The organism is Streptomyces sp. NPDC048659 (assembly GCF_040650575.1).
Lineage (GTDB): Bacteria > Actinomycetota > Actinomycetes > Streptomycetales > Streptomycetaceae > Streptomyces.
In genome coordinates this window covers 1-24,242 of the sequence record NZ_JBEZHM010000051.1, presented here as the reverse complement: position 1 = coordinate 24,242, position 24,242 = coordinate 1, and the positions used below count along the sequence as shown (strand labels likewise).

Genomic DNA, 24,242 nt, shown 5'->3' with positions numbered 1-24,242 from the left:
ACCACCCCCGGTGGCGGTCACACACAACACTCGTGCCCGCCACCAGGGGAGGTGGCGGGCACGGGTGTCAGCGGCGGCTCAGGTCACGTCTTCTTGGCGTGGCCGGAGCGGGTGGTGTGCGTGGCGCAGCCGCCGTAGCCGGGGTCGCCGTACCCCCCGTCCCCGTAACCGCCGTCGCCGTGGCCCTCGTCCCCGTAGCCGGTCGGCTCGCAGGGGTTCTGCTCGCGGCTGTTGTCCAGTCGCGCGACGACGACCGTGTGCTGGGCGTCGACGACGTACGGGCCCGTGACGGGGTCGGCGGGCAGCACGTAGCCGTCGGGCACGGCGGTCTCACGGAGGTAGTACGTGCCGTTCTCCAGGTTGTCGAAGGAGCACAGGCCGGCCGCGCTGGTCGTGCACGCCGTTCCGACGCGGGTGTCCGGGTCGGCTCCGGTCGCCTGCAGGCCCGCGCGCCCGTTCGTCTCCTCCCACAGCTCGAAGCTCGCGCCGCGCAACGGGTCCTTCGTGTCGGCGTCGGTCTTGAGGAGCGTCACCTTGCCCTTGTCCTGCGGGACCGGGGACTTCCGGTTGGGCGCGGTGACGGAGACTCCGGCGCTGGCGTTCTCGTCCGTCAGGACCAGCGGGCCGAAGACGGCCGGGGAGGGGAGTTCGTAGCCGTCGGGGGCGGCTGTCTCCTGCCAGTAGTACGTGCCGGTCTCCACGGTCCGCGAGCAGACGCCGTCAGCGCCGGTCACGCACGGCGTGCCCACCTGCGTGTCCGGCTGCGCGCCACCCGTCTGGAGGCCCGCCACACCGTTCGTCTCCTCCCACAGACGGAACGTCGCACCCGGCAGCACCGCACCCGACTCCGCGTCCGTCTTCACCACCTTCACCGCGCCCGTCTTCGGCGGGACGGGCGTGGCGGTGTTCTCGGCGGCGACGGAGACTCCGGCGCTCGCGTTCTCCGCCGTCAGGACCAGCGGGCCGAAGACGGCCGGAGAGGGCAGGTCGTAACCGGTCGGCGCGGCCGTCTCCTCCCAGTAGTACGTACCGGTCTCCACGGTCCGCGAGCAGACGCCGTCAGCGCCGGTCACGCACGGCGTGCCCACCTGCGTGTCCGGCTGCGCGCCACCCGTCTGGAGGCCCGCCACACCGTTCGTCTCCTCCCACAGACGGAACGTCGCACCCGGCAGCACCGCACCCGACTCCGCGTCCGTCTTCACCACCTTCACCGCGCCCGTGACCGGCGGGGGCGTCGTGCCGCAGTCGGGCAGGTCGCCGTTGAAGGGGTACGCGTGGAACTCCTGGCCGCCGCCTCCGGTGGCGGAGCTGGTGTGAGTGACGGAGCCCGTGGTGAAGAAGCGCCCGTTGACGCCGGGCAGGGTCACGGTCGTCATGGAGGACTGCTCGCCCATGAGGAAGCTGCCCTGGAACTGGCCGGTGCCGTTGAGGCCGACGGTGGTGGCGTCGGGGAAGTTCCAGAGCAGGCGGTCGCGATAGGCGTTCAGCGGGTCCAGGGAGTCGGTGAGGGCGCCGCTGTACGTGTTGATGACACGGTTGGCGCCGAGGAGGTTGACCAGGATCGTCGCTCCGGCGGGGATCCCGGCGAAGACGACGCCCTGCTGGCCGCCGCTGGTGGAGGCGATGTCGAAGTCGACGTTGAAGACCTGGAGGGCGGAGGTGCCGTCGCCCGTGAAGAGGGTCTGGAAGTTCTGGTTGACCGCGGTGCCGGTCGGCGTCCGGGGCTTCCCGTCGACGCGCGCGTAGCAGCGGCTCGCGGTGGTGAGCTGGTCGCGGAGGCCCACGTACGGGGTGGCGGCGTTCGCGTCCTGGACGAGGGTGCCGGTGACGTTCCCGGTGACCGTGCCCGCGTGGCGCACGGTGCCCGTCTCGGCGGGGAGGCCGCCGGTCGTCTCCAGGCGCTGGCCGGAGGCGATCGTGACGTCGCCGCCGGTGGTGAGGAAGTCCGCGTCCCTCGGCGGCACGACCCGGGAGCCGACGCCGACGATACCGAGGTTGTAGAGGCCGCCTGCGGTGGACTCCTTGTTCTGGTCGAAGTCGTTCAGGACCACGACCCGGCCCTCGGCCTCGGCCGCCCGGCCGCGGACGAGGAAGTCGTTCCCGACGAAGATGTTGATGCCCGCGTCGCGGCCCGCGAGCGGCCCGTTGCCGACCTGCGGGTACGGGTCGGGGCAGCTCCCCGGGACGCAGGGCCCGAGCCCGCCCGGCAGGGGCGCCGCGAACGCGGCCGAGCCGCCCGGGCCCAGGACCAGGGCCGGGACGGCCGCGAGGGTGACGGCGCAGGAGAGCCCGGCCGAGAGCGCCCGCTTCCGGGGGCCCGGTGGGCGCCGGCGGCGCCGCGAGGTGTGAAGTCTCATGGGCCGGAGTCTTCGGCCCCCGGTACCGCTCCACCATTCGCACGGCCCGGGGTTGGGCCGCTCAGGGCGACGGCTCACCGAGAGGCGTGAAGCGGGACCGCCGAAAGGAGTATCGGGGCGGGGGCGGCGGCTGTCGAGGGCCGACACCTGCCGGAGGCCACCGTGCGGCGGAGCCGGTCACCCGGCGGCGGCCGTCGTCCGGCGGCGGTGCCTCCGGGAGCGCACCCGCCGTGCCCCCGAGCGCTCCCCCAGCGTGCCCCCGGGTGCTCACCCGCGCGCCGCGCCCTCGTACGTACGGATCTCCACCGGGACCACCGACGTGCGCGGCGCGGGCGGGGACGCCTGGGTGTCGAGGCGTTCCAGGAGCATCCGCGCCGCGCGGCGGCCCACCTCCTGGGCGTCGTAGGCGGCCACGGTGAGCGGGGCGTCCAGCAGGTCCGCCGTGTCGACGTCGTCGAAGCCCGCCACCGCGACCCGCGCGCCGGACGCCTTGGCGGCGCGCAGGACGGCCAGTGTGTTGCGGTTGTTTGCGGTGACGACGGCCGTCGGCCCGGTCGCGAGCAGTTCGGCGGCGGCCCCGAGCGCCTCGGCGGGGTCCGTCCCGCCGTGCCGTACGAGGGCCGGGTCGTGGCGCAGGCCCGCTTCGTCGTGGGCGGCGAGGAAGCCCCGTAGGCGCTCGGCGGTGGTGTAGACGGCCTCGGCGTTGCCGAGGAAGGCGATCCGGCGGTGCCCTTCGTCGAGGAGGCGGCCGGCGAGGGCCCGGCCGCCGCCGAAGTCGTCGACGAGGACGCAGTCGGCCCCGTGACCGACCGGCGGCCGGGCGACGAGGACGGCGGGGGTGCCCGCGGTGTGCTCGGCGCGCAGGTGCGTGTGGTCCTCGCCGGCGGGGACGACGATCAGCCCCTCGACGCGCCGGCCCACGAAGTCGGTGGTGAGCGCCCGCTCCTTGGTCTCGCTGTCGGCGGTGTTGGCGACGACGGTGAACAGGCCCTGCCGCTCCAGCTCCGACTCGACGCCGAGGGCGAGCCGGGAGTAGAAGGGGTTGGCGAGGTTGGTGACCATGAGCGCCACCAGCCGCGTGCCCTGGCCGAGGCGCAGCGCGCGGGCGTTCTCGTTGATGCGGTAGCCGAGCGCGGCGACGGCGCCCAGCACGTCCCGCCGCGTGCTCTCGCTGATCCGCGGGTCGTCCCGGAGCACCCGGGAGACGGTCATGCTCGACACCCCCGCCCGTGCCGCGACATCGCGCATCGTGGGCTTGCCGTTCTTGCTCCGCGGTGTCATCGCGCCGTCCTGCTCCCGTCCCGTGTCCTGAGCCGTGCCCGACGCGGGTCATGACCCGCGTCATGACCCGCGTCCTGGCCCGCGTCATGACCCGTGTCCTTGCCCGCGTCCGACGACACGTGTCCCGCTCGTCCTGCCGTGACCAGTATCGGCGCATTCGCGAGGGCCCGGAGCGTTCCGGCCGCGCCCCGGGCCTCCGGGGTTCCTTCCGCCCCCGCAAAGGGGCCGAGCGGCCGTGCGGGTAAGGACTTTCGCCTCGCCTCCGGCTCGTCCCCGCCGCCCTATGTTATCGATAACTCGCAATGAGGCGAGGATGAGGAATCGAGATCCGAATGCCTTCTCCCCAGGTCTCCCCGACCGACAGCACGGCCCCCGCCCCCGGGCTCCGGCTCGTCGCGATCACCGCCTGTCCCACCGGCATCGCGCACACCTACATGGCGGCCGAGAAACTGCAGCAGGCCGCCGAAGCGGCCGGCCACACCATCAAGGTCGAGACGCAGGGCTCGATCGGCGCCGAGAACGTCCTGACCGCCGCCGACATCGCCGCCGCCGACGGTGTGATCATCGCCGCCGACAAGGACATCGACCTCGCCCGCTTCGGCGGCAAGCGCATCGTCAGCGCCTCCGTCGCCGACGGCATCCACCGCCCCCTGGAGCTCATGGAGCGGACCCGGAAGGCCCCCGTCCACAACCCGGCGGAGTCCACCGCCGGGCCGCCCGGCGGCGGCGGGCGCGAGCGGAGCGTCGTCTACAAGGCCCTGATGAACGGCGTCAGTTACATGATCCCGTTCGTCGTCGTGGGCGGTCTGCTGATCGCCGTCTCGCTCGCCGCGGGCGGCAACCCGCAGGCCGACGGCGGCCTCGTCATCCCCGACGGCTCGCCGTGGAAGCACGTCTTCGACATCGGTTTCATCGGCTTCCAGCTGATGGTGCCCATCCTGTCCGGCTACATCGCGTACGCCATCGCCGACCGGCCCGCGCTCGTCCCGGGCATGATCGGCGGCTGGATCGCCAACACCGGCGCGCTGTACGACTCCGAGTCCGGTGCCGGCTTCATCGGCGCCATCGTCACCGGCTTCCTCGCGGGTTACCTCGTCCTCGCCATCAAGAAGGTCAAGGTCCCGAAGTTCGCCCAGCCGATCATGCCCATCATCGTGATCCCCATCGTGGCGACCACGACGCTCGGCCTGTTCTTCATCTACGTGCTCGGCAAGCCCATCGCCGGGGTCTTCGGCGCCCTCACCTCCTTCCTCTCCGGCCTCACGGGCGGCAGCGCCGCGCTGCTCGGCGTGGTGATCGGGCTGATGCTCGCCTTCGACATGGGCGGCCCCGTCAACAAGACGGCGTTCCTCTTCGCCACCGGCATGATCGCCGAGAACAACCTGTACGTGATGGGCATGTTCGCGGCCGGCGCCTGCGTCCCCGCCTGCGGCATGGGCCTCGCCACGCTGATGCGCCGCCGGCTCTTCGACGAGCAACAGCGCGAGGCCGGGCTCGCCGCGATGTTCATGGGCTTCTTCGGCATCGCGGAGGGCGCCATCCCGTTCGCCGCGGCCCGGCCCGCGCAGGTCATCCCGGCCAACATGCTCGGCAGCGCGGTCGCCTGCGGTCTCGGCGGCGCCTTCGCCGTCACCGGCTCGGTGCCGCACGGCGGCCCGATCGTCGCCCTCATGGGCGCCATCGGCGGCGTCCCGCTCTTCTTCCTCGCCGCCGCGACCGGCACCGTCGTCACCGCGGTCACCGCCGTCACGCTGCTGGAGCTCAGCGACCGGCGCGCCGCGGGCCGCGCGGAGGCGGAGGCGTTCCTCGCGGGCACGACCGGGTCGGCCGCGACCGCGCCTGCGCCTGCGCCTGCGCCTGCAGGGATGGCACTGGCCGGGGTTCCCGCCGGGGCCGGGGCCGGAGCCGGGGCCGGGGCCATGTCCCTGCACAAGCCCACGCCCACCACGCCCGCCGCGCCCCCGTCCTCCCCCGCCTCTCCCTCCGCGCCGGAGCCCCGTTCCGTGCTCGGCGGTGCGATGACCTGCGACACCGTCACGACCGCGCTCGCCGCCCGGGACAAGTCCGCCGCGCTCCGCGAACTCGCCGACCTCCTCGGCCGCTCCGGCCGCGTCACCGACCCGGCCGCCCTGGTCCGGGCCGCCGAGCGGCGCGAGGAGCTGAGCACCACGGCGCTCGGCGACGGCATCGCGATCCCGCACGCCAAGACCGACGCCGTCGTCCGGCCGGTCGTGGGCTACGCCCGCAGCGAGACCGGCATCGACTGGGGCGCGCCCGACGACGTCCCCGTACGCGACCTCTTCATGATCGCCGTCCCGGAGCGGATGGCCGGGGACGAGCACCTGCGGCTGCTGGCCGCCCTCGCCCGCAAGCTGGCCGATCCGGACTTCCGCACCCTGCTCGCCGCCGCGAAGACGCGGGACCGGACCCTGACCGTACTGGAGGACGTGGCATGACCCCCTCCCCCCGGCCCACAGGCCCGAACTCCCCTGCCCCCTCCCTCACCCCCACCCCTCCCCGGAGCGCATCCATGACCGGCCGCCACACCCCCGAGCTCACCTACGACCGCGAGCCCCGCTACCGCCCCTCCGGCGGCGCCGTCGGCACCGGCTGGGACGGCCTCGTCGCCCCGCTGCCGACGCGCGGCGTGACCGTCGCCGTCGACGGGCCCGCCGTCCTGGACTGGGACCTGCTCGCCAAGGAGGTCCGGCGGGCGCTGGCCGCGCGCGGGGCGGCCGTCCGCGTCGTCGACGTACGGCGCCTGTACGCGCCCTGGGAGAAGATCGTGGAGCGCACGGCGTCCGGGCCGGGCGCCGACGACCCGTTCTACCTGCCGCTCGCGGACAACCCGCTGTCCGACCTGTTCGACAGCGCGCTGGCCGTCGAGGGCGGCAGCGACTGCGTGACCCTGGTGGTCGGGCCGGGCGCCGCCGAGGCGCGGCACGACGTCCTCTGGTACGCCGACCTGCCCAAGCGCTACGCCGAGCGGGCCCACACCGAGCGCCGGGGCGCGCTGCTGGGCCGCGCGGACACGGTGGGCCGCGACTTCCGGCGCCTGTTCCACGTCGACTGGCCCATGATCGACCGCCACCGCGACGCCCTCGCCCCGCGCGTGGAGCGGTGGATCGACACCCAGTCGCCCGAGGGCCCCGCGTGGCTGGACGGGAGCACGCTGCGCGCCACGCTGGCCGAGCTGGCCGGAGCGCCGGTGCGCACGCGCCCGTACTTCAACTCGACTCCCTGGGGCGGCACCTGGGGCCGGGACGAGCTCGGTTTCACGCCGCAGGCCGGCAACACCGCGCTCGGGTACGAGCTGATGGCGCCCGAGAGCGGCGTGCTGCTCGGCGAGGACGCGGGCGCGCAGGTCGAGGTCCCGTTCCAGCTGCTGCCCGTGCTGCACCCGGAGCGGTTCCTCGGGGCCGACGTGCACGGCTGGTTCGGTACGTCGTTCCCCATCCGCTTCGACTACCTGGACACCGCGGACGGCGGGAACCTCTCCCTCCACCTGCACCCGAAGGACGCCTACATGCGGGCGCGCTTCGGCTACCCGTACACCCAGCACGAGACGTACTACATGACGGCGGTCCGCGAGGGCTCGCAGGTGTACCTGGGGCTGCGCGAGGAGTTCGACCCGGCCGCCTTCCGCGCGGACGTGGAGGCGTCCACGCGGGGGGCCGAGATGGACGTGGCCGCGCACGTCAACGCCTTCGACGCCGAGCAGGGCCGGCTCTTCATGATCCCGGCCGGGACCCCGCACGCCAGCGGCGCCGGGAACGTGGTCCTGGAGGTCAGCGCGACCCCGTACCTCTACTCCCTGCGCTTCTACGACTGGCAGCGCATGGACGCGGAGGGCAACCCGCGGCCCCTGGCGTACGAGCACGCCTTCGCCAACCTCGACACCGGCCGCAGGGGCGACGCGGTCGCCCGCGACCTGGTCCAGCGGCCGGCCGTGCTGCGCGGCGGGGAGGGCTGGCGCGAGGTGGTCGTGGGCGCGCTGCCGGAGATGTTCTACGAGGTTCGGCGCGTCGAGCTCGACGCCGCCGCGACCGCCGTCGACGACACCGCGGGGGCGTTCCACATCCTCAACGTGGTGGAGGGCGACGGCGTCCTGATCGAGTCCGCGCACGGCACGCACCCGCTGGCCCGCTTCGAGACCCTGACCGTCCCCGCGGCGACGGGCGCGTACCGCCTGCGCGCGGTGGGCGACGCTCCGGTCAAGGTCGTGAAGTCGCTGGTGGTCCGGGCGCCCGAGAGCCACCGGGAGGCCACGACGAACAGCTGAGTCAATGGGGTGACGGCCCGGGGAGGGGCCACCGGAGTACCACCGGTCCCTCCCCGGGCCGAGCGACGTGCCGAGCCGCCATACCTAGAAAACGGCGTCCCCGTCCCCGTCGAGCTCCGCCAGGACGCGGCGCTCGACCGCCTCCACCTCGTACCGCGCGTCGGGGTCGCCGGCGGCGCGGACGGCCCCGCGGACCAGGGCGAGGTAGAAGAGGGCGGGGGCGCAGGGGGTCCAGGACTCCTCGGGCTCGTCGCGGATGAAGCGCAGGACGCCCTCGGGGCTCGCGTCGACGAAGGCGTGCGCCTCGTGCTCCCACTTGTCGGCGACGCCCCGGCTCCAGCGCAGCCGCAGGTCCTCCTCGGACAGGTCGGTGAGGACGGCGCGGAAGAAGCCCGCCCACTGGTTGTTGCGCACGTCGAAGCCGAAGCCGAGGAGTTCGAGGTCCACCTCGTCGGAGGCGAGGACGGCCAGCTCCTCGCGCAGGGCCCGGCGCGCGGCGGCGTGCAGGCTGACGCGCCCGTCGGAGGAGAGGTCGTGGTTGCGGGCGAGCCCTTCGTTGGCGGAGGAGTTCCACTTCGAGGTGTTCGGCCCCGCCACCCGCGAACTGCGGCGCGAGAACAGCATCTTGCGGTCCTTGCCGGTCTCGACCGCGATGTTGACCCCGAAGCTGCAGAACATGAACGCCTGGACCTCCAGCAGGTCCTTCCCCTCCAGGTACTGCTGACGGAGGGTCAGGCCGTTGCGCTGCTCGCGGCCGAGGTTGAGCGAGGTGGCGAGGAAGTCGTAGTAGTCGGCGTCGCACAGGGTGAGCGTGGCGACGGGGATCTCCGCCGTGTGGGTGCGGGAGACGACCAGGCGGCGCACGGCGAACCGCGGGTTGTTCCAGCGGTACGGTTCGCCCGCGGCCTCCTTGCGGGCCTCCTCCGCCTCGATCTCGCGCCGCCACCCGGCGACCTCGTCGGGCAGCTCCACCCGCGTCGGCACGTACTTCACGCGCATGTTCTCCTCGGCGATCGGGCTGGTCCCGTCCCCTTCGAAGACATGGCAGTCGGTCTGCCGGCCGACCACGGTGAATCTGTCCATGCCCATGGAGGTCCTCAACCCGCCTTTCGCGAAACGCCGTTCGGGAAATCCGTGACACGCGTCACGCCGGTCGATCAGTATAGGCGGGGGGAGGGAATACGGGCTTGGCTGTCGATGTCGATGTCGAGATCAGACGGGACGCGCTCCGGTCGACCGGACTGGTCGGCACGGTCGCCATCGCGGAGTACGGCGAGCGCGGCGGGCTGCGCGACCGCAGGCACGTCCTGCGCGCCCGCTCGCGTTTCCTGGCCCTGTGCGACGGGCTCGGCTTCGCGCGCGCCGAGGCGCTGGAGGGCGACGGCACGCTGGAGCGGGTGGACGAGGGGCTGCGGCGGTTCGTCGCCGCCGACGCGGAGCGGAAGATCCTCTACTGGACCGGCCACGGGCACGCCACGGAGGAGGACGGGTACGTCCTGGCCTGCCGCGGCAGTTACGAGCCCGGACGGCCGCATCCCGTCGCCACCCGGGCCATGCCGTTCACCCGGCTCCTGGACCGCCTGTCCCAGGTGCGCGGCTCGGAGCTGCTGGTCGTCATCGACGCCTGCGAGTCGCAGCAGACCCTCGACGAGGCCGACTGGCTGTCCGCGGCGCTGCGGCGGTACCGGCGGGCGGGCCGGGAGGCGGGCGGGGGCCCGTCCCGACGGGTCGGCCGGGACGGGGGCGGGGCCGCGCGCGGGGACGGCGCCGGGGCCACCGGCCGGGACGGCGCCCGGCCCGGCGCCTTCGCCCGCGACGGGCTCGTGTTCCTCGCCACCGCGGGCGCCGACCGGCCGGTGGCGGAGAGCCTGTGGGTGGACTGGCTCCAGGACACCCTCGCCGACCGGAGCCTCGAACTCGACGGCACTGTCCGCCCGTTCGAGCCGACCGCGCCCTTCCTCCTGGTGCCGGACCTGCTGGAGGCGATCGACCGGCGGGCCGTCGCCGCCGGGTACGAGGACGCGGCGCTGCGGCCCGCGTACGTGGAGGTCCACTCCCTCAGCCGCCGGTTCCTGCACAACCCGCACTACGACTCCACCGACGCCGTCTACCGCACCGCCGCCCTGCCGCCCGACCACGAACCCTGGCTGACACCGGCTCAGTTCGGGCCGGTGAACGACGGGCTGCTGCCGGGCCAGTTCTCCGGCCGGGTGCGCCCGCTCAGCCGGCTGGTGACGTGGACCGCCTCGCAGAGCCGGGGCATGGTGGTGGTCACCGGCCCGGCGGGCACCGGCAAGACGGCGCTCCTCGCGCGGCTGGCCCTGCTGTCGGTGCCCCGCCACGTCCGGGCCCTGGACCCGGCGCCGCCCCCGCAGACCGTGCCCCGGCCCGGCTCGGTCCACGCGGCGGTCTCCTGCCACGGCCAGTCCCTGAACTCGCTCTCCTTGACGCTGCTGCGCGCGCTGGCGCCGTTGGGTGCTTCCGCCCTGCCGGACCCTCTCGCCCCACCAGGCGCTCCCGCCCCGCCGGGCGCCGAGCCGCCGAACGAATCGGGCGTCACCGCGCGGGACGCCGTCGAGCGGATCGGCGCGCTCGTCCCGCGCGCCGGCGGGGTCACCCTGCTCGTGGACGGCCTCGACGAGGCGATGCCGGGGCAGGCCCACGAGATAGCCCGCCGCCTGCTGAACCCGCTCTCCCGCCGCCCCGGCGTCAAGGTCGTCGTCGGCACCCGCGCCCACCCCCGCAGGACCGTCGACGGCGGGGCGTCCGAGTCTCTGGTCGACGCCCTGGACAGCTCCTCGCCCGTCCTCGACCTGGACCGCGACCGGGACACCGAGCGGGACATCGCCGCCCTGGTGGCCGCCCTCCTCGCCGACACCCCAGGCTCCCCGTACGCCGGACCGGACCAGGAGACGGCGCGCCTGGAGGCCGCCGGGCTGGTGGCGCGGCGCTGCGGGCGCCGCTTCCTCGTCGCCCGCCTCGCGGCGCGCGCGCTGGCCCGGCAGCCCGCCCCGCTGCCGGCCGCCGCGCTCGACCTGTTCGTCCAGCGCGGGGGCGGCGAGCTGCGGGCGCGGATGGCCGAGGAGCTGGACGTGCTCGACCCGGGGGACCGCGACCGGTGCGCCGAGCTGCTGCTGCCGCTCGCCGTGGTCCAGGGTCCCGGCCTGGACGACCCGGAGCTCTGGCTCGTCCTGGCCAACACGCTGCGCCGCAGGCGTACCCCGGAGATCCCGCGCGTCCTGCTCGACACGATGCTGCACCGGCTCAAGGGCGTACTGATCACCGTGGAACACCGGCTCGGCCTGCCCCCGCTGCACCGCCTCGACCACGCCGGTTACGGCCCGGCGCTCCTGGAGCGGGCCCGCCTGACGGAGGGGGCGGCGCACCGTCGCGTCTTCGAAGCCCTGCACCGCCCGGCGGGCGACTGGGAGCGGGCGCACCCCTACGCGCTGGCCTATCTCGGGGCGCACGCCGCCCAGGTCCCGGCGGGCGCGGACGGGCAGGCGGACGGGCCGCCCGACGAGCCGCACCCGCTGTCGCAGCTGTTCCTGGACCCCGAGTTCCTGATACGGACGGACCCGGACGTGCTGCTGCCGCTGACCCGGCACCCGGCCGCCGACGGCGAGGGCGCCGCGCTCTACCAGCGGCTGGGGCCCGCGTTCCGGGCCCATCAGGAGCACGGGCCGCGCCGGGCGGTGCTCGCCGCCGAGGCGTTCGCCGGCCACCGGGACCTCCACGAGGCGCTCGACCGGCTGCCGGGGTTCGCGGAACGGGCGTGGCGGGAGGTGTGGACGGACGCGGTCCCCCGGCCCGCCGAGCTGACGCTGCCCGCCCCGCTCGGCGGCGCGCTGGCCCTGGACTGGAGCCGGTCGGGGCTGCTCTCCCTCGCCGGGCGCGGGGAGATAGTCGGCCGCCGCGCCGACACCGGCGCGTACGTCCACACCCGGCGGGCGCCCGGGGACCCGGAGCGGGACGCGCTGTTCGCCGCCGTCCGCGAGACCTCGCTGCGGGGGCGGCGGATCACCGCCTCGCACGACGGCCGCTCGCTGCACCTGTGGTGGGGCGACGAGCGGCTGCCGCGCCGCACGTACGGCTGGGACGGCACGGTCGGCGCGCTGGACGCCGCCGTCTGCGGCGACGGGGTGCAGATCGTGGCGGCGGACGGGCACCGGGTGTGGGCGTGGCGGTGGGCGGTCGCCTCGGGCGGTGCGGGCGGCGCCGGGGACGTACGCCATGACGTGCTGCCCGTGCGCGCCGACCGGGTGGCGCTGCTGGCCCTGCGGGACCGCTGCTTCCTGCTGACCGCGTCCGGCACGCTGACCCTGCACGAACTGCACGTGAAGCGCTACGGCGACCGGCCCCTGGTGCGCGCCCGGCACGAGATACCCGGCGGGCCGGGGGTGCGCCACCTCGCCGCCGCGGCGCTCGCCGAGGACGCCGGGCACGGTCTGCTGGCGGTGGCCGAGGCGGGCGAGGACCGGGACGCGGTCACCGTCTGGCGGGTGTCGGCACCGGGGCACGGGGACCCGGCGATCGACCGCGTGGCCCGCGTCGAGTCGTCCGCGCGGCAGATCGCCCTCGGCAGACGGGGCGCCTTGCCGCTGCTCGCCCTGAACGAGGGCGGTCGGGTCCGGGTGCTCCGGCTCCCCGAGCGGGCGGCGGGCCCGGCGTCCGGCGCGGGCGTCCCCGTCCCCGCCCCCGTACACGCGGCGGAGCGCACGGACCAGCCAGACCCGGCGGATCCTGCGGACCGGACGCACCCGCCAGTCCTGGCGGACCCTGCGGCCCGGCCGGACCGGCCAGACCCGGCGGCCCCGGCGTGCCGGCCAGACCCGGCGGACCGCACGGGCCGAGCGGACCGGCCAGACCCCGCGTACCGAACGGAAGCCGTCCTGCGCCTCTCCGCGCCGGGCAGCGGGCTCGCGTTCGATCCGGCGGGCAGCGGGCGGCTTGCGGTCGGGGACGGCGACGAGGTCCGGGTGGTCGACACCGGGGCGGCGGCCGGCCCGGATCCGGACCCGGGGTCGGCGGACGGTGAGTCCTGGCCGCAGTCGGGCGTGGCGGCCTCGCCCGGCGGGTCGGTGCTGCTGGCGCGGGCCACCGGCGCACGGGTGCTGATCGGCGTGCACTCCGCGTTGCGCGGCCGGACGGGTCCGGGGCTCTCCTTCTCGCGGGGGTCGCGGGTCACGGCGGTGGCCGCGCTGTGGCGGGACGGGGCGTGGCTGGTGGCCGCCGCCGCGGGGCGCCGCGTCCGGGTGTGGCGGCTGTCCGAGGACCTCGCGGAGTGGGCCGAGGAGGAGTCGTTCGAGCTGGCGGGGGACGTCAACGACGTGGTCCCCGGGCTCGCTCTCGTACCGGCTGCCGGGGGCGGCTGCCTGCTGTTCGTCCCGGACGGCGGGCGGGTGCTCCCGTACGCGCGGGAGGACGGGACGTGGACGGCGCGGCCCGCGATCGTGGCCGCCGACGTGAAGGTGTGCCACCTGGCCGCGCACACGGCGGACGGGCTGACCTGGGTCATGGCGGACCGCGGCGACTCGCTGGCCCTGTGGGAGGGCACCGCGAGCGGCTTCGACCGGGTCGCGGTCCTGGCCGCCGCGCCCGACCAGCGCGTCGGGGTCGCGCTGACCAGTCGCGACGACGGCGGGGTACGGGTGCCGCTGCTGACCTGGGCCGAGGCGGGGGCGCTGCGGCTGGCCGAGTACGACGACGGGTGGACGGTCCGCCGCTGCGCCGCCCCGCACGGCCCGCCCACCGCGCTCGCGTTCGCCGGGGCGGCCCGGCGGCCCCTGCTGCTGGCGTTCGGCGGGACCGGGACCGTCACCGTGCGGGACGTGGCGGGGAACGCCACGCTCGGCGAACTGGCGGTCCCCCACCGGGGCGTGGAGGTGCGGGCGGCGGGCGCCGCGTACGGGTCGCGGCACGGGCTGACGCTGTTCGTGCAGGGCCGGGACCGCTGCGACCAGTTGCGGATTCCCCAGGACCGGCTGGCCGCCGCGCTGGGGCGCGGGTGACTCCGGGCCGGGGCGACGGCAGGCGGGCGGGGCCCGCCGGGGACGGAAGAGAGCGGAGAACCCTCACATGGACCATGACCTGGTCGTCTTCGTACCGGGCATCCTCGGCACGCGGCTGACGCGCGACGGCAAGGACGTCTGGAACCAGTCGCTCCAGGCGCTGCTCGGGCTGCGCAGGCCGGGGCGGGCGCTGGAGGGCCTGACGCTGCCGCCGGGCATCGGCGACGAGGCGCCCGAGGAGCCCTGGGCCCTGGGCTCCGACCGGCTGCTGAAGAGCCCGGAGGCGCTGCCCGGCTTCGTCGCCAGCATGGGCTATCCCGATGTCCGGGCGGCCCTCGGCCTGACCGGGCCCGGCGGCGGCGGTGCGCGGCGCGAGCCGCATCCCCGGCAGTACATGGCGTTCCCGTACGACTGGCGCCTGTCGAACCGGCTCACGGCGCGGCGGCTGCGCGACCGGGTCGAGACGGCGCTGGCCGAGTGGCGGGAACTCGCCCCCGGCGTCTACCCGGAGGCCCATGACGACCCTCCGAAGCTGATCCTCATGTGCCACTCCATGGGCGGGCTCGTCGCCCGGTACTACCTGGAGTGCCTGGGCGGGCGCGACCACACCCGCGCGCTGGTGACCCTGGGCACCCCGTTCCGGGGCGCGGCCAAGGCGGTCCGGGTCCTGACCGGTCACGCCCTGGAGCCGGGCCACACCGTCACCCGGGCGTTCGAACGGGCCCTGTCGGTCAACGAGCGGCTGGCCGGGCTCGCCCGCTCGTTCCCGTCGGTCGCCCAGCTCCTGCCCCGGTACGAGGCGGTGCTCCGCGAGGACGGCGACAGGCGGCGGCTGCTGACCCGGGTGCCCGTGCCGGACCTGCCGACGGAGCTGGTGGCGGAGGCGTTCGCGTTCCACCGGGACATCGACGAGGCGTGGGAGCGGAACCAGGCGGGCCGCGCCGCGCCGCCGTACCGGGTGCACTGCTTCGCCGGCCGGGCGCACCCCACCGAGCACGGGGTCGTGGTCCGCGCCGACGGGACGCTGGAGTTCACGACCCGGCTGGACAACGACGGGGACTGGAGCGGCGACGGCACCGTGCCCGCCGGGTCGGCCCTGGCCGCGTGGACGCTGGAGCGGGAGGACGACGCGCTGTGGAACGGCGAGCGGCACTCCGGCATGGCCGGCGCCGAGTCCCTGCGGCACCAGCTCGGCGCCGTCCGGCGCGGCCGGCCCGCCCGGCTGATGCTGGACGGGGACACCGCGTTCGGCCTCCAGGTGCCGGAACTCGCGGCCGCGGGCGTCCCGTTCACGATCCGGGCGACGGGCTCGACGGTCACCGAGCGAACCCTGCGCGCCTGCCTCGCCCCGCCCGCCGGCGACCCTGCCGCCGCACCGGAAGCGGTGCCGCTGCTGCCGGACGGCACGGGCGGCCTGACCGCCGAGCTGACGGCGCCCGCCGGGACCTGGGTGCTACGGGTGGAGGCGGACCGCCCGTACGGCGTCTGCCACGAGGTGGTGACGGTCGCGGAGCTGTGAGCGGGCAGAGGAGCTAGGACTGGGGCCGCTCGGACTGCTGGAGGCGGCGGAGCTCGATGACCTTGCGCACGCCGTCGACGATCAGGCCGGAGCCGACGAGGACGGCGAAGATCGAGTAGGGGGACGGCAGGCTGTCGGCCAGGGACAGAGCGAGCAGGGTCGCCCCCACGACGAGGGAGACGCACGCCTGTCCCAGCTTCACGATCACTTCTCCTGTTTTCCCGGTGCACCGCGGCCACGAATGACTACGAGTACGGCTGCGGCTACGAATACGGCCATGAACATATGAATGGCTATGAAGGGGATGGTACGGGACGCAAATGAGCTACGCGGAGGCCGGCGGGGCCGCCAGGAAGCCGAAGGTCCCGGCCGTCGCCACCTCCTCGGCCGCCGTACGGCCCGCGCCGGGTGTCCGGGCCTCGGCCCTGGCCAGGGAGGAGCCGAGGCTCACGCGGCGGGCGCCGAGCGCGGCCAGTTCCGCGACGCTGCCGACCGCGCGGCCCGCGAGCACGTTCACCGGCCGGCCGACCGCCGCGCACACGGAGCGGATCTCCGCGGCGCCCGGGAGGCCCGGCGCGTAGAGCACGTCGGCGCCCGCCGCCTCGAACGCCTGGAGCCGGGCGATGGTGTCCGCGAGGTCGTCCCGGCCGTACAGGTGGTTCTCCGCGCGGGCGGTGATCACGAACGGGAACGGCAGCGCCCGCGCCGCGGCCACCGCCGCCTCGACCCGCTCGACCGCCTCGCCGAGCGGGCGGACCGGCGCCGCCGGATCCCCGGTCGCGTCCTCGATCGAGCCGCCCGCCAGGCCGACCGCCGCCGCGAGCCGGATCGTCTCGGCCACGTCGTCGGGCGTCGCGCCGTAGCCGCTCTCCAGGTCCGCCGTGACGGGCAGCGTGGTCGCCTCGGCGATGGCCGCCGCGTTGGCGAGGGCCTCGGCGCGGCTGATCAGGTTGCCCGCGTCCGGCCGCCCCAACGCCAGGGCCAGCCCGCCGCTGGTCGTCGCCAGCGCCGGGAACCCGAGGCCCGTCAGCATCGCCGCCGACTCGGCGTCCCAGGCGTTGGCTACGACGAACACGCCCCGCTCGTGCAGCCGCCGCAGCACGGCGCCCTTCTCCGCCTGGCCCGCCCGGCCCACCCCGTCCACCCCGTCCGCCGTGCCCGTCCCGTCCGTCCCGCCCGCCATGCGCCTCTCCGTTCCGCTCGCCGACGATCGTCGCGCGCCCTCGACGCTACCCGCCGGGTCCGACACCCGGCTCCCGACACCCCAGCCCCAGCCGCGCGTTAGGAGGTCCGAAAGGCTTGATCGACACCGGCACAGCACCGGTACGAGGAAAGGTGACGACATGTCGGACGAGGCGAAGCGCCGTATCTTCGCGATGCTCGACGCGGACGGCGACGGGGTGATCACCCACGACGAGTACCTCGCCCGGGTCGACCGCGCTGCCACGGCCTGCGGGCGCGACGCGCGGGACCCGCTGGTCGCGGTGGCGCGCGCGGCGCACGAGGAGGTGTTCCGGCAGATGGACGGCGACGGGGACGGCGGGGTGACCTTCGCCGAGTACCGCGACTGGGCCGGGCACGACGCCTTCGAGGACTCCTGCCGCCCCGCGCTCGGCTCCCTCTTCGACCTCGCCGACCTGGACGGCGACGGGCGGCTGGACGCCGGGGAGTTCACCCGGCTCCGCGCGGCGACCGGGAACAGCGCGGACGGTGCCGCCGCCGCCTTCGCCGTCCTGGACTCGGACGGCGACGGAGCCGTGGACCGGGCCGACTACCTGGCCGCGATCCACGACTTCCTCACCACCGGCTCCTCCCCGATGGCCGACGCCTACCGGCCCGGCGAGCGGGAGCTGTCCCCCGGCTGACGCCTGCGGGTGAGGGCCAGGGCTCCGGCCCCCGCCAGAAGCACGGCGGCGACGGTCAGCGGCGCGGCCCAGGGCGCGCCGCTGTCGGCGAGGTGGCCGGGGCCGGGGCCGCCCGGGTGGTGCGGCGGGGGCACCGGCGGGGAGGCCGCCCCGGTGTGCGACGGCGTCGGGGTGGGCGTGTGGGTGGGGGTGTGCGTCGGGGGCGGGCTCGTCGGGGGCTTCGGCGTCCCGGTGCCGGGGGGCTTGGTGGGGTCCCGGACGACGACGGGGGTCCTGACCGTGTTCGAGGTGTCGGTCAGGGCGTGGCTCGGCAGGTTCCGCGACGCGTAGCCGACCGTGGCGGCGTTGTCCACGGTCCGGCCCGCCGCCGAGTTCGCGACGGTCACCTTGAACGTCACCCGTGCGCTCTGCCCGGGGGCGAGGGCGCCACCCGCGGTGGCGGTGGCGCCGGTGCCGAGGCGGGCGGTGATCCGGCCGCCGGTCACGGTCGCCGTACCGGCGGCGGGCGGCTTCCCGTCGACCCGCAGGCTGCCGGGCACGTACGCGCTGTGCGGCGGGACCACGTCCTCCAGGATCACCGAGGCGGCGCCGACCGGGCCGGTGTCGGTGACGCGGACGGTGTACTCCAGGATGTCTCCCGGGCGGGCGGGCGACGGGCCCTTCACCGTCTTGTCCACGTCGAGATGGGCCGCGTACAGGTCGATCTGGGTGAAGACGACGCCGGGCAGGTAGGCGTCCCCGTGGGTGTTGAGCTCGATGCCCATGGAGGTGTCGCCGTTGTGGACGGCGCTGCTGATGTCGAAGACGTCGGAGTCGTATCCGAGGGTGTTGATGTACGCGGGCCGCCGGGCGAGGTCCTGCGCGCCCAGCGTGGTGATGCTGGAGTTGAAGAGGTCGTCCGGCGGATTGGTCGCGTTGCCGATACGGACGGCGGGGCCCGCGCCGGAGGTGACGGAGGCGCCGTCGCCGTCGGCGGTGACGTCGCCCTCGTACGCGACGATGCCGACCTGCGCGTGCACCCGGCCCCTGGGCGGGGTCTGGTAGCCAGAGAGCCGGATGGTCACGGGCGGGTCGGAGGCGCCCTCGTTGACGAGCCCGTCGAACACGGCGACGTTGCGGAGCGGGGAGGCGTCGTCCTCGTACGCGACGACGAGCGTCCAGCCGTTGCAGTTGGTGCCGCCGTCGCCCCGGGCGCCCTGGACGTCGGCGACCCAGTAGGGGCCGGCGCCGCCCGCCGCGACCAGGGCGGTGACGTCGGCGGACGCCTGGTAGACGGGGAGGCTGCTCGTGGTCGTCTCGTCGACGTCGCGCGGCGCGGCGGTCACGGTGCGGTAGGCGGCGCGGCCCGGGACCTTCAGCTTGACCTTGTTCTTGGCGGCGGCGTCGGGGGCGAGGCGGTTGCCCGGCGGCAGGTCGGGGTTGTCCTGGCTCGCCCGCAGCAGACCGCCCCAGTACAGGCGCGCGTACGTCACGGTGGCCCCGGCGGGGATCTTCAGGTCGGCCCGGCTGGAGTCGAAGGTCGACGGGTCGCCGTCGGCGTCGATGAAGGTCATCCAGAAGCGGTAGTTCTCCGACGGCGTGCCCGCCTGCACGTCCGGGCAACTGTCGCTGTACCGGCCCTTGGAGCACGTGGTCGTGGTGTTGGAGGCCCGGCTCACGCCGCCGTGCAGGTTCTGCGACCAGCGCAGGTCGAACGGCACGTCCGCCGCCCGGGCGAGCGGCGCCGAGAAGCCGGACACGGACAGTGCGGTGAGGACGAGGGCCGCCAGCACGGTGCGGACCGTCAGGCGGGGCGGGCGGCGGCGCGGTGGGCGGGCCGCCGGACGCCCGCGGCGTTCGGAGTCATGGGAGCAGCGCATCGAGCCATCGGGTACCCGCGCGCCCGCCGTACCCGCCGCACCCGCCGGTGATGTCACCTCAACGAGGGACTGGGGCTCGCCCGGGTGCGGACGCGGTGGGGTGTGTGGGTTTCTGTTGATCCGTCAGGTCCGTGTGTCGGCTCGGCACGTCAGGTCGGCGCGTCAGGTCGATGCATCCGGCCGGTGTATCCGGTTGGTGCGTCAGGCCGGCGCGTCCAGATCGACGAGGAGTCGGGCGATGTCGAGTCCCGTGGTCACGTAGTCCACGAACACCTCGTTGTTCAGAGCCGCCTGCGACCGCCCCGCCCGGACCGCTTCGACGGCCGCCGTCGGCGTCCAGCCGAGCTCGACGAGCGTCTGGGCGACGACGAGTCCGGAGCGGTTGTGGCCGGAGTGGCAGCGGACGAGGACCGCGCGCTCGGCCCGTACCGCCTCGGCGGCGGTCGCGGCGAGCCGCTGGACCGTCTGGATCTGACCAGACGTCAGCGAATCTTCTGACATGTCCTCATCCTGGCGCCTCCCTCATGTCCCGGCTCCGCCCTACAAGCGGATCTCCCCACGTTCGCTGGGGTGTCAGTGCGCATGGTTACAGTCGGTGGATGACCAAGACCACTCCCGGCCGGCCCTTCCCCGTGGAGAGCCTGTTCCCCGAGCTCGCGCCCTACCGGGCCCGGACGACCCGGCTCCATCCCCGGCCGGGGCGGCCGGGGATGCGGGACAGTCACGTCGGCGGGCCGATGCTCTGGCCGGACGAGGAGCCGTGGCCCGTCTGCGAGGGGCCGCACGCGCCCGTGACGGAGGGGTACGCGCCCGAGGAGATCCGCCGTGCCCGCGCCTCCGGCGAGCGGCCCAAGGAGCGGACGCGCGCAGCCGGGGACGGCGCGCTTGAGGCCGTGCCGTTCATCGGGCTGGCCCAGTTCTTCCGCCGGGACGTGCCCGGTCTTGCGGCCGGGCCCGGCGGCACGGATCTGGTGCAGCTCTTCCACTGCCCCTTGAGCCATGACCCGCAAGGGGCGCAGCCCTGGCTGCTGCGGTGGCGGCGCGTGGACGAGACCGAGCGGGCGGGCGGCTTCCGGGCGGCCACGGCGCCGCCGGAGGTCCCCCTGCTGCCATGGCCGGACGAGCTGCCCGTGCCGTGCGTCCTGCACCCGGAGGAGGTCGACTCCTATCCGTGGGCCGAGCGCGACACGCTGCCCGCCCCGCTCATGGCCCGCATCGACGCGTGGGACGACGCTCAGACAGCCGCCCACGGCCCGGACACCGTCGGCTACCAGTACGACCTCTCCATCCCGCCCGGCTGGCGGGTCGGCGGCCACCCGACCTGGGCGTCCACGGGGCCACTGCACGTCGTGTGCGAAGCGTGCGCGACTCCGATGCGGCTCCTGCTGACCGCCGACGGCCACGAGACCAACTCCCCCGCGCACACCTGGCTCCCGGCCGAGGACCGCGAGCACGCGGCGCGGCTGGAGACCCGCCGCGCCGTCCTCCAGCCCACCGGGCTGCGCTTCGGCCGCGACCATGACCTGCACGTCTTCGTCTGCCCGGCCGACCCCGGGCATCCCCCCGAGTGGGTGCTCTCCTGACGGTGACTCAGTCGGCCGGCGCGATGTCCGCCCACAGGGCCGCCGCGTCGGGCGAGAGCGGGACGAACGTGGTACCGCCGCCCGTCCCCGCACCCGTATCCGTATCCGTATCCATGTCCGTACCCGCGTCCGGCTCCGCCCCGTCCCACCACACGCCCTGACCTGACGTCAGAACCCCCGCACCGGCCCCCGGGTCCGTCCGCCAGGTGCCGCTCAGCACGTACAACAGGCCCCCATGTCCCGGGGACGGCTCGGCCATGGCCGTGATCCGTGCCACCCGCGCCGCCCAACGGCCCCGCCGGGCCATGACGTTCAGCACACGGCAGGGCCCGCCGGGCAGGCGGGCGTCGAGCGCGAGGTCGCCGGAGAACGCGAACGGTTCGCCCGCGACCGCGATCAGCCGGTCGAACTCCCCCGGGGCGCACAGCCGTACGCCGTCGCCCGCCAGCAGCGTGAGCGTGCGGTCGACTCCGGGAAAGGCCGAGAACGGCCCGTCCGCGTCGATGTCCGCGACGCTCGCCCGCCACCCGAACTCCTCGCCGCCCGCCGGGCGCGCCACGATCTCGCGCGTCGCCCCGCCGCCGTTCCGCCACCGCCCGGCCGCCAGGGCCTCGACGTCGAAGCGGGTCGGGGCACCGTGGTGGCGGGGTGCACGGTCGGTGCGATCGGTGCGGTCGGTACGGTCTGTGCGGTCGGTGTCGTTCATGCGGGCTCCCGGCGATGGCGGATCAGCGACGAATGATCGCAGACGGCCGCCGTCACACGTCCCAGGTGACCGGCAGGCTCTTCACCCCGTGGATGTCCGCCGCCTCCGGGCGCAGCACGACCTCCTCCGCCGGTACGGCCAGCCGCAGGGTCGGGAAGCGGTGGAGCAGCGCGGTGAACGCGACGCGCATCTCGATGCGGGCCAGCTGAGCGCCCAGGCACAGGTGCGCGCCGTGGCCGAAGGCCACGTGGCCGCCCGCCTCGCGCGCCAGGTCGAGCCGGTGCGGGTCCGGGTAGCGCTCGGGGTCGCGGTTGGCCGCCTGGTAGGAGAGGACGACCGTCGTGCCCGCCTCGATGGTCTGGCCCGCGAGCTCGACGTCCACCAGGGCGGTCCGCATGAAGGTCTTGGCGACGGTCAGGTAGCGGAGCAGCTCTTCGACGGCCCGGTCGGCGAGCGCGGGGTCGGCGCGCAGCGCGGCCAGCTGGTCCGGGTTCTGGAAGAGGGCGAAGGTGCCGAGGGACAGCATGTTGGCGGTGGTGTCGAACCCGGCGGCCAGCAGGACCAGGCTCATGCCCTTCAGCTCCTCGTCGCTGAAGTCGCCCTCGGTGAGCTCGCTGAGCACGTCGTCGGTGGGGTGCGCGCGCTTGGCGGCGACGAGCCGGGCCAGGTACTCCTGGGTGGCGGTGTAGGCGGCGATCAGCTCCTCGTCGCTCGTGGCGCCGCCCATGAACAGGTCGACCTGCTCCTGGAAGGAGCCGCGCTCCTCGTACGGCACACCCAGCAGCTCGCAGATGATCTGCGTCGGGATCGGCTTGGCGAAGGCGGTGACGAGGTCCGCGGGCGGGCCCATGCGCTCCATCACGTCCAGGCATTCCTCGGTGATCTGCTCGATGCGCTCGGTCAGCAGCCGCATCCGGCGGGCCGTGAACCGCCCGACCAGCGGCTTGCGGTAGCGGCTGTGCTGGGGTTCGTCGGTGAGGAGGAACTCGCCGGGCGGGGCCGGGGGTATCTCGAAGTCGACGACGTTGAGGAGCTCCTTGCGGGAGCTGAACCTCGGGTCGGCGAGGACCGCCCGGGTCAGCTCGTGGCCGGTGATCATCCAGCCGGGCTTGCCGCCGGGGTGGACGTACCGGCTGATCGGTCCGTGCGCGCGGGCGTCGGTGAGCTCGGCGGGCGGGTCGAAGGGACAGCCGGCCGGGCGCTCCGCCGGAAGCGGCGGGACGGTGTGGACGGACTCGCTCATGGCCATTCCTCATCTCGCGACATGACGTGTTCGGTGCTCTCCAAAAGCTACGTTGCATTCACATACCGAGCAATCAATGAAGTACGTAAGTGCAGCTCAGTGCAGCTAAATTGATGCAATGACGCTGCGGTCGAACGCAATGGGGCGTTGCAATGACATCGAGCGAAGGCAATACTGGCACGATGCCAGGAGGACGGTTGACCCAGCAGGAGCGCCACCGGATCGCGGCCGGTCTGGCGGGCAGGCTCTCGTACGCCGAGATCGCGCGGCGGCTCGGCCGCCCGACGTCCACGATCAGCCGCGAGGTGACGCGGAACGGCGGCCCCGGCGCGTACCGGCCGCAGCAGGCGCAGCAGGTGACGGCGCAGCGGGCCCGGCGGAGCGTCCCCGCGCCCCCGCGCCCGTACGGCGGCGCCGGCATGACGGGGGCCACGACCGGGGCGGGGACCGGTACGGAGACGGAGGCCGAGGCGGATGTCGAGTCGGAGATCGAGGCCGAGATCATCGAACTGGCCGTCCGGTCCGGGATGCCTCGGATGATCGCGCGCGTGCACGTGGACCTGCTGATGTCGGACGACGGCAGGCGCACCGCGGCCGAGCTCACGCGCCGCCTGCGGGTGAGTCCGGCGTCCGTCTCCGTCGCCGTCAGGTTCCTCGCCGAGAACGGCTACGTCCGGCGCGAGCGCGATCCGCAGCGGCGGCGTGACGTGTACGTCGTCGACGAGGACGCCTGGTACCAGTCGGTCGTCATCAGCGCCCGCCAGACGCTGGAGGTCGCCGAGGCGTCGATCGCCGCGGCGGAACGGCTCGGGCCCGGCCGCCCCGCGGCCCTGCGCCTGGCGCGGGCGGGCACGTACCTCCAGCAGGTCGTGCGGGAGATGCTGGTTTCGGCCGACCGCTGGCGCACGCTCCTCTCGTGAACGGAGGATGGGGATCATGACGGATACGCGGGGAGAGATCCCGGCGCTGCTCGGCGCCCTCCGGGCCCAGCGGCGCCATGTGCTCGGCATCCTCGACGGACTGGGCGACGAGGAGCTGCGGCGGCCCGTGCTGCCCTCGGGCTGGCACTGCCTCGGCCTGGTCCGGCATCTCGCGCTGGACGTGGAGCGGTTCTGGTTCCGCGCGGTCGTCGCAGGGGACGCGGAGGTGATCCGGGGGCTGCCGGACGGGGACGAGGCGTGGCGGGTGGCGCCGGAGGTGCCGGCCGCCGAGGTGTTGGAGCTGTACCGGCGGGAGGCGGAGCTGGCCGACGCCATCGTCGCCGGTACGCCGGGGGACGCCGCTCCGGCCTGGTGGCCCGTCGAGCTGTTCGGCGAGCCCCATCTGCACAGCCTGCGGGACGTCCTGCTGCACGTCGTCACGGAGACCGCGTGCCACGCCGGTCACCTCGACGCGGCCCGCGAACTCATCGACGGGCGCCGCTGGCTGACCCTCACCTGAGGCGGGCGGGGGCGGAGCCGGCCGGGGCGGGGCGGGGTCGCCAACGGCGCGTCCAGCGGCGGAGCCACCACGACACCGCCGCCGACCCCGACGGAC

The 24,242-nt window shown here is 74.9% G+C and carries 17 protein-coding genes; 8 read left to right on the top strand and 9 right to left on the bottom strand.

The features are described from left to right. Positions 1–83: 83 nt before the first annotated feature. Together AB0C99_RS30500 and AB0C99_RS30495 are read right to left on the bottom strand one after the other, a co-directional pair. Positions 84–2,357, bottom strand: coding sequence for a choice-of-anchor A family protein (locus tag AB0C99_RS30500; RefSeq protein ID WP_362481893.1), 2,274 nt, complete (start codon positions 2,355–2,357; stop codon positions 84–86). 267 nt (positions 2,358–2,624) lie between these two features. Next, complete coding sequence (locus AB0C99_RS30495) at positions 2,625–3,638, bottom strand: LacI family DNA-binding transcriptional regulator (RefSeq protein ID WP_362481890.1); 1,014 nt, start codon at positions 3,636–3,638, stop codon at positions 2,625–2,627. Between the two features lie 332 nt (positions 3,639–3,970). Between AB0C99_RS30495 and AB0C99_RS30490 the strand changes: the two genes are divergently transcribed. Together AB0C99_RS30490 and AB0C99_RS30485 are read left to right on the top strand one after the other, a co-directional pair. Then, positions 3,971–6,094, top strand: a complete 2,124-nt coding sequence (locus AB0C99_RS30490) for a fructose-specific PTS transporter subunit EIIC (protein ID WP_362481888.1) — start codon at positions 3,971–3,973, stop codon at positions 6,092–6,094. A gap of 74 nt (positions 6,095–6,168) precedes the next feature. Continuing rightward, a complete protein-coding gene (locus AB0C99_RS30485) occupies positions 6,169–7,920 on the top strand; it encodes a hypothetical protein (protein ID WP_362481885.1) in 1,752 nt (583 codons plus the stop codon). Between the two features lie 84 nt (positions 7,921–8,004). Here AB0C99_RS30485 and AB0C99_RS30480 read toward each other — a convergent pair whose 3' ends face one another. After that, positions 8,005–9,003 carry a translation initiation factor 2 gene (locus tag AB0C99_RS30480; RefSeq protein WP_362481883.1) on the bottom strand — a complete coding sequence of 333 codons (999 nt, stop codon included), beginning with the start codon at positions 9,001–9,003 and terminating at the stop codon, positions 8,005–8,007. 104 nt (positions 9,004–9,107) lie between these two features. On the opposite strand from AB0C99_RS30480, the gene AB0C99_RS30475 reads away from it, so the two are divergent. After that, the gene (locus AB0C99_RS30475) at positions 9,108–13,931 is read left to right on the top strand and encodes an AAA family ATPase (protein ID WP_362481880.1); all 4,824 of its coding nucleotides are present in this window, start codon (positions 9,108–9,110) and stop codon (positions 13,929–13,931) included. 67 nt (positions 13,932–13,998) lie between these two features. Continuing rightward, entirely contained in the window at positions 13,999–15,450 is a 1,452-nt protein-coding gene (locus AB0C99_RS30470; RefSeq protein WP_362481877.1) for a hypothetical protein, read from the top strand. 13 nt (positions 15,451–15,463) lie between these two features. Here the strand turns inward: AB0C99_RS30470 and AB0C99_RS30465 are convergent, their stop codons facing one another. Both AB0C99_RS30465 and AB0C99_RS30460 read right to left on the bottom strand, forming a co-directional pair. Beyond that, entirely contained in the window at positions 15,464–15,652 is a 189-nt protein-coding gene (locus AB0C99_RS30465) for a hypothetical protein (RefSeq protein ID WP_362481875.1), read from the bottom strand. A gap of 123 nt (positions 15,653–15,775) precedes the next feature. After that, positions 15,776–16,633 carry an isocitrate lyase/phosphoenolpyruvate mutase family protein gene (locus AB0C99_RS30460; protein WP_362481872.1) on the bottom strand — a complete coding sequence of 286 codons (858 nt, stop codon included), beginning with the start codon at positions 16,631–16,633 and terminating at the stop codon, positions 15,776–15,778. A 160-nt stretch (positions 16,634–16,793) separates the two neighbouring features. On the opposite strand from AB0C99_RS30460, the gene AB0C99_RS30455 reads away from it, so the two are divergent. Beyond that, positions 16,794–17,315: an EF-hand domain-containing protein gene (locus AB0C99_RS30455; RefSeq protein WP_362481869.1), complete on the top strand. Its 522-nt coding sequence runs from the start codon at positions 16,794–16,796 to the stop codon at positions 17,313–17,315. Here AB0C99_RS30455 and AB0C99_RS30450 read toward each other — a convergent pair. Together AB0C99_RS30450 and AB0C99_RS30445 are read right to left on the bottom strand one after the other, a co-directional pair. Beyond that, complete coding sequence (locus tag AB0C99_RS30450; protein WP_362481866.1) at positions 17,279–19,174, bottom strand: DUF11 domain-containing protein; 1,896 nt, start codon at positions 19,172–19,174, stop codon at positions 17,279–17,281. The two genes, AB0C99_RS30455 and AB0C99_RS30450, sit on opposite strands and share 37 nt — an antisense overlap. A 201-nt stretch (positions 19,175–19,375) precedes the next feature. Then, positions 19,376–19,675, bottom strand: a complete 300-nt coding sequence (locus AB0C99_RS30445) for a hypothetical protein (RefSeq protein WP_362481865.1) — start codon at positions 19,673–19,675, stop codon at positions 19,376–19,378. Between the two features lie 98 nt (positions 19,676–19,773). Here AB0C99_RS30445 and AB0C99_RS30440 point away from each other — a divergent pair, with 98 nt between their 5' ends. Beyond that, complete coding sequence (locus tag AB0C99_RS30440; protein ID WP_362481862.1) at positions 19,774–20,757, top strand: hypothetical protein; 984 nt, start codon at positions 19,774–19,776, stop codon at positions 20,755–20,757. A 7-nt stretch (positions 20,758–20,764) separates the two neighbouring features. On the opposite strand, the gene AB0C99_RS30435 is transcribed toward AB0C99_RS30440, so the two are convergent. Both AB0C99_RS30435 and AB0C99_RS30430 read right to left on the bottom strand, forming a co-directional pair. Further along, positions 20,765–21,463: a HutD family protein gene (locus AB0C99_RS30435; protein ID WP_362481859.1), complete on the bottom strand. Its 699-nt coding sequence runs from the start codon at positions 21,461–21,463 to the stop codon at positions 20,765–20,767. 52 nt (positions 21,464–21,515) lie between these two features. Further along, complete coding sequence (locus AB0C99_RS30430; RefSeq protein ID WP_362481856.1) at positions 21,516–22,706, bottom strand: cytochrome P450; 1,191 nt, start codon at positions 22,704–22,706, stop codon at positions 21,516–21,518. Between the two features lie 197 nt (positions 22,707–22,903). Here AB0C99_RS30430 and AB0C99_RS30425 point away from each other — a divergent pair, with 197 nt between their 5' ends. Next, positions 22,904–23,626 carry a helix-turn-helix domain-containing protein gene (locus AB0C99_RS30425; protein WP_362481854.1) on the top strand — a complete coding sequence of 241 codons (723 nt, stop codon included), beginning with the start codon at positions 22,904–22,906 and terminating at the stop codon, positions 23,624–23,626. A 16-nt stretch (positions 23,627–23,642) separates the two neighbouring features. Next, positions 23,643–24,146 carry a DinB family protein gene (locus AB0C99_RS30420; protein ID WP_362481851.1) on the top strand — a complete coding sequence of 168 codons (504 nt, stop codon included), beginning with the start codon at positions 23,643–23,645 and terminating at the stop codon, positions 24,144–24,146. The last annotated feature ends 96 nt before the right edge of the window (positions 24,147–24,242 follow it).

What these genes read in the sequence shown, in the direction of transcription:
- AB0C99_RS30490 (WP_362481888.1), top strand. Translation starts at nt 3,971, where the DNA reads ATGCCTTCTCCCCAGGTCTCCCCGACCGACAGCACGGCCCCCGCCCCC.
- AB0C99_RS30430 (WP_362481856.1), bottom strand. Translation starts at nt 22,706, where the DNA reads ATGAGCGAGTCCGTCCACACCGTCCCGCCGCTTCCGGCGGAGCGCCCG.
- AB0C99_RS30485 (WP_362481885.1), top strand. Translation starts at nt 6,169, where the DNA reads ATGACCGGCCGCCACACCCCCGAGCTCACCTACGACCGCGAGCCCCGC.
- AB0C99_RS30450 (WP_362481866.1), bottom strand. Translation starts at nt 19,174, where the DNA reads ATGCGCTGCTCCCATGACTCCGAACGCCGCGGGCGTCCGGCGGCCCGC.
- AB0C99_RS30420 (WP_362481851.1), top strand. Translation starts at nt 23,643, where the DNA reads ATGACGGATACGCGGGGAGAGATCCCGGCGCTGCTCGGCGCCCTCCGG.
- AB0C99_RS30460 (WP_362481872.1), bottom strand. Translation starts at nt 16,633, where the DNA reads ATGGCGGGCGGGACGGACGGGACGGGCACGGCGGACGGGGTGGACGGG.
- AB0C99_RS30440 (WP_362481862.1), top strand. Translation starts at nt 19,774, where the DNA reads ATGACCAAGACCACTCCCGGCCGGCCCTTCCCCGTGGAGAGCCTGTTC.
- AB0C99_RS30435 (WP_362481859.1), bottom strand. Translation starts at nt 21,463, where the DNA reads ATGAACGACACCGACCGCACAGACCGTACCGACCGCACCGATCGCACC.
- AB0C99_RS30480 (WP_362481883.1), bottom strand. Translation starts at nt 9,003, where the DNA reads ATGGACAGATTCACCGTGGTCGGCCGGCAGACCGACTGCCATGTCTTC.
- AB0C99_RS30495 (WP_362481890.1), bottom strand. Translation starts at nt 3,638, where the DNA reads ATGACACCGCGGAGCAAGAACGGCAAGCCCACGATGCGCGATGTCGCG.
- AB0C99_RS30470 (WP_362481877.1), top strand. Translation starts at nt 13,999, where the DNA reads ATGGACCATGACCTGGTCGTCTTCGTACCGGGCATCCTCGGCACGCGG.
- AB0C99_RS30500 (WP_362481893.1), bottom strand. Translation starts at nt 2,357, where the DNA reads ATGAGACTTCACACCTCGCGGCGCCGCCGGCGCCCACCGGGCCCCCGG.
- AB0C99_RS30455 (WP_362481869.1), top strand. Translation starts at nt 16,794, where the DNA reads ATGTCGGACGAGGCGAAGCGCCGTATCTTCGCGATGCTCGACGCGGAC.
- AB0C99_RS30445 (WP_362481865.1), bottom strand. Translation starts at nt 19,675, where the DNA reads ATGTCAGAAGATTCGCTGACGTCTGGTCAGATCCAGACGGTCCAGCGG.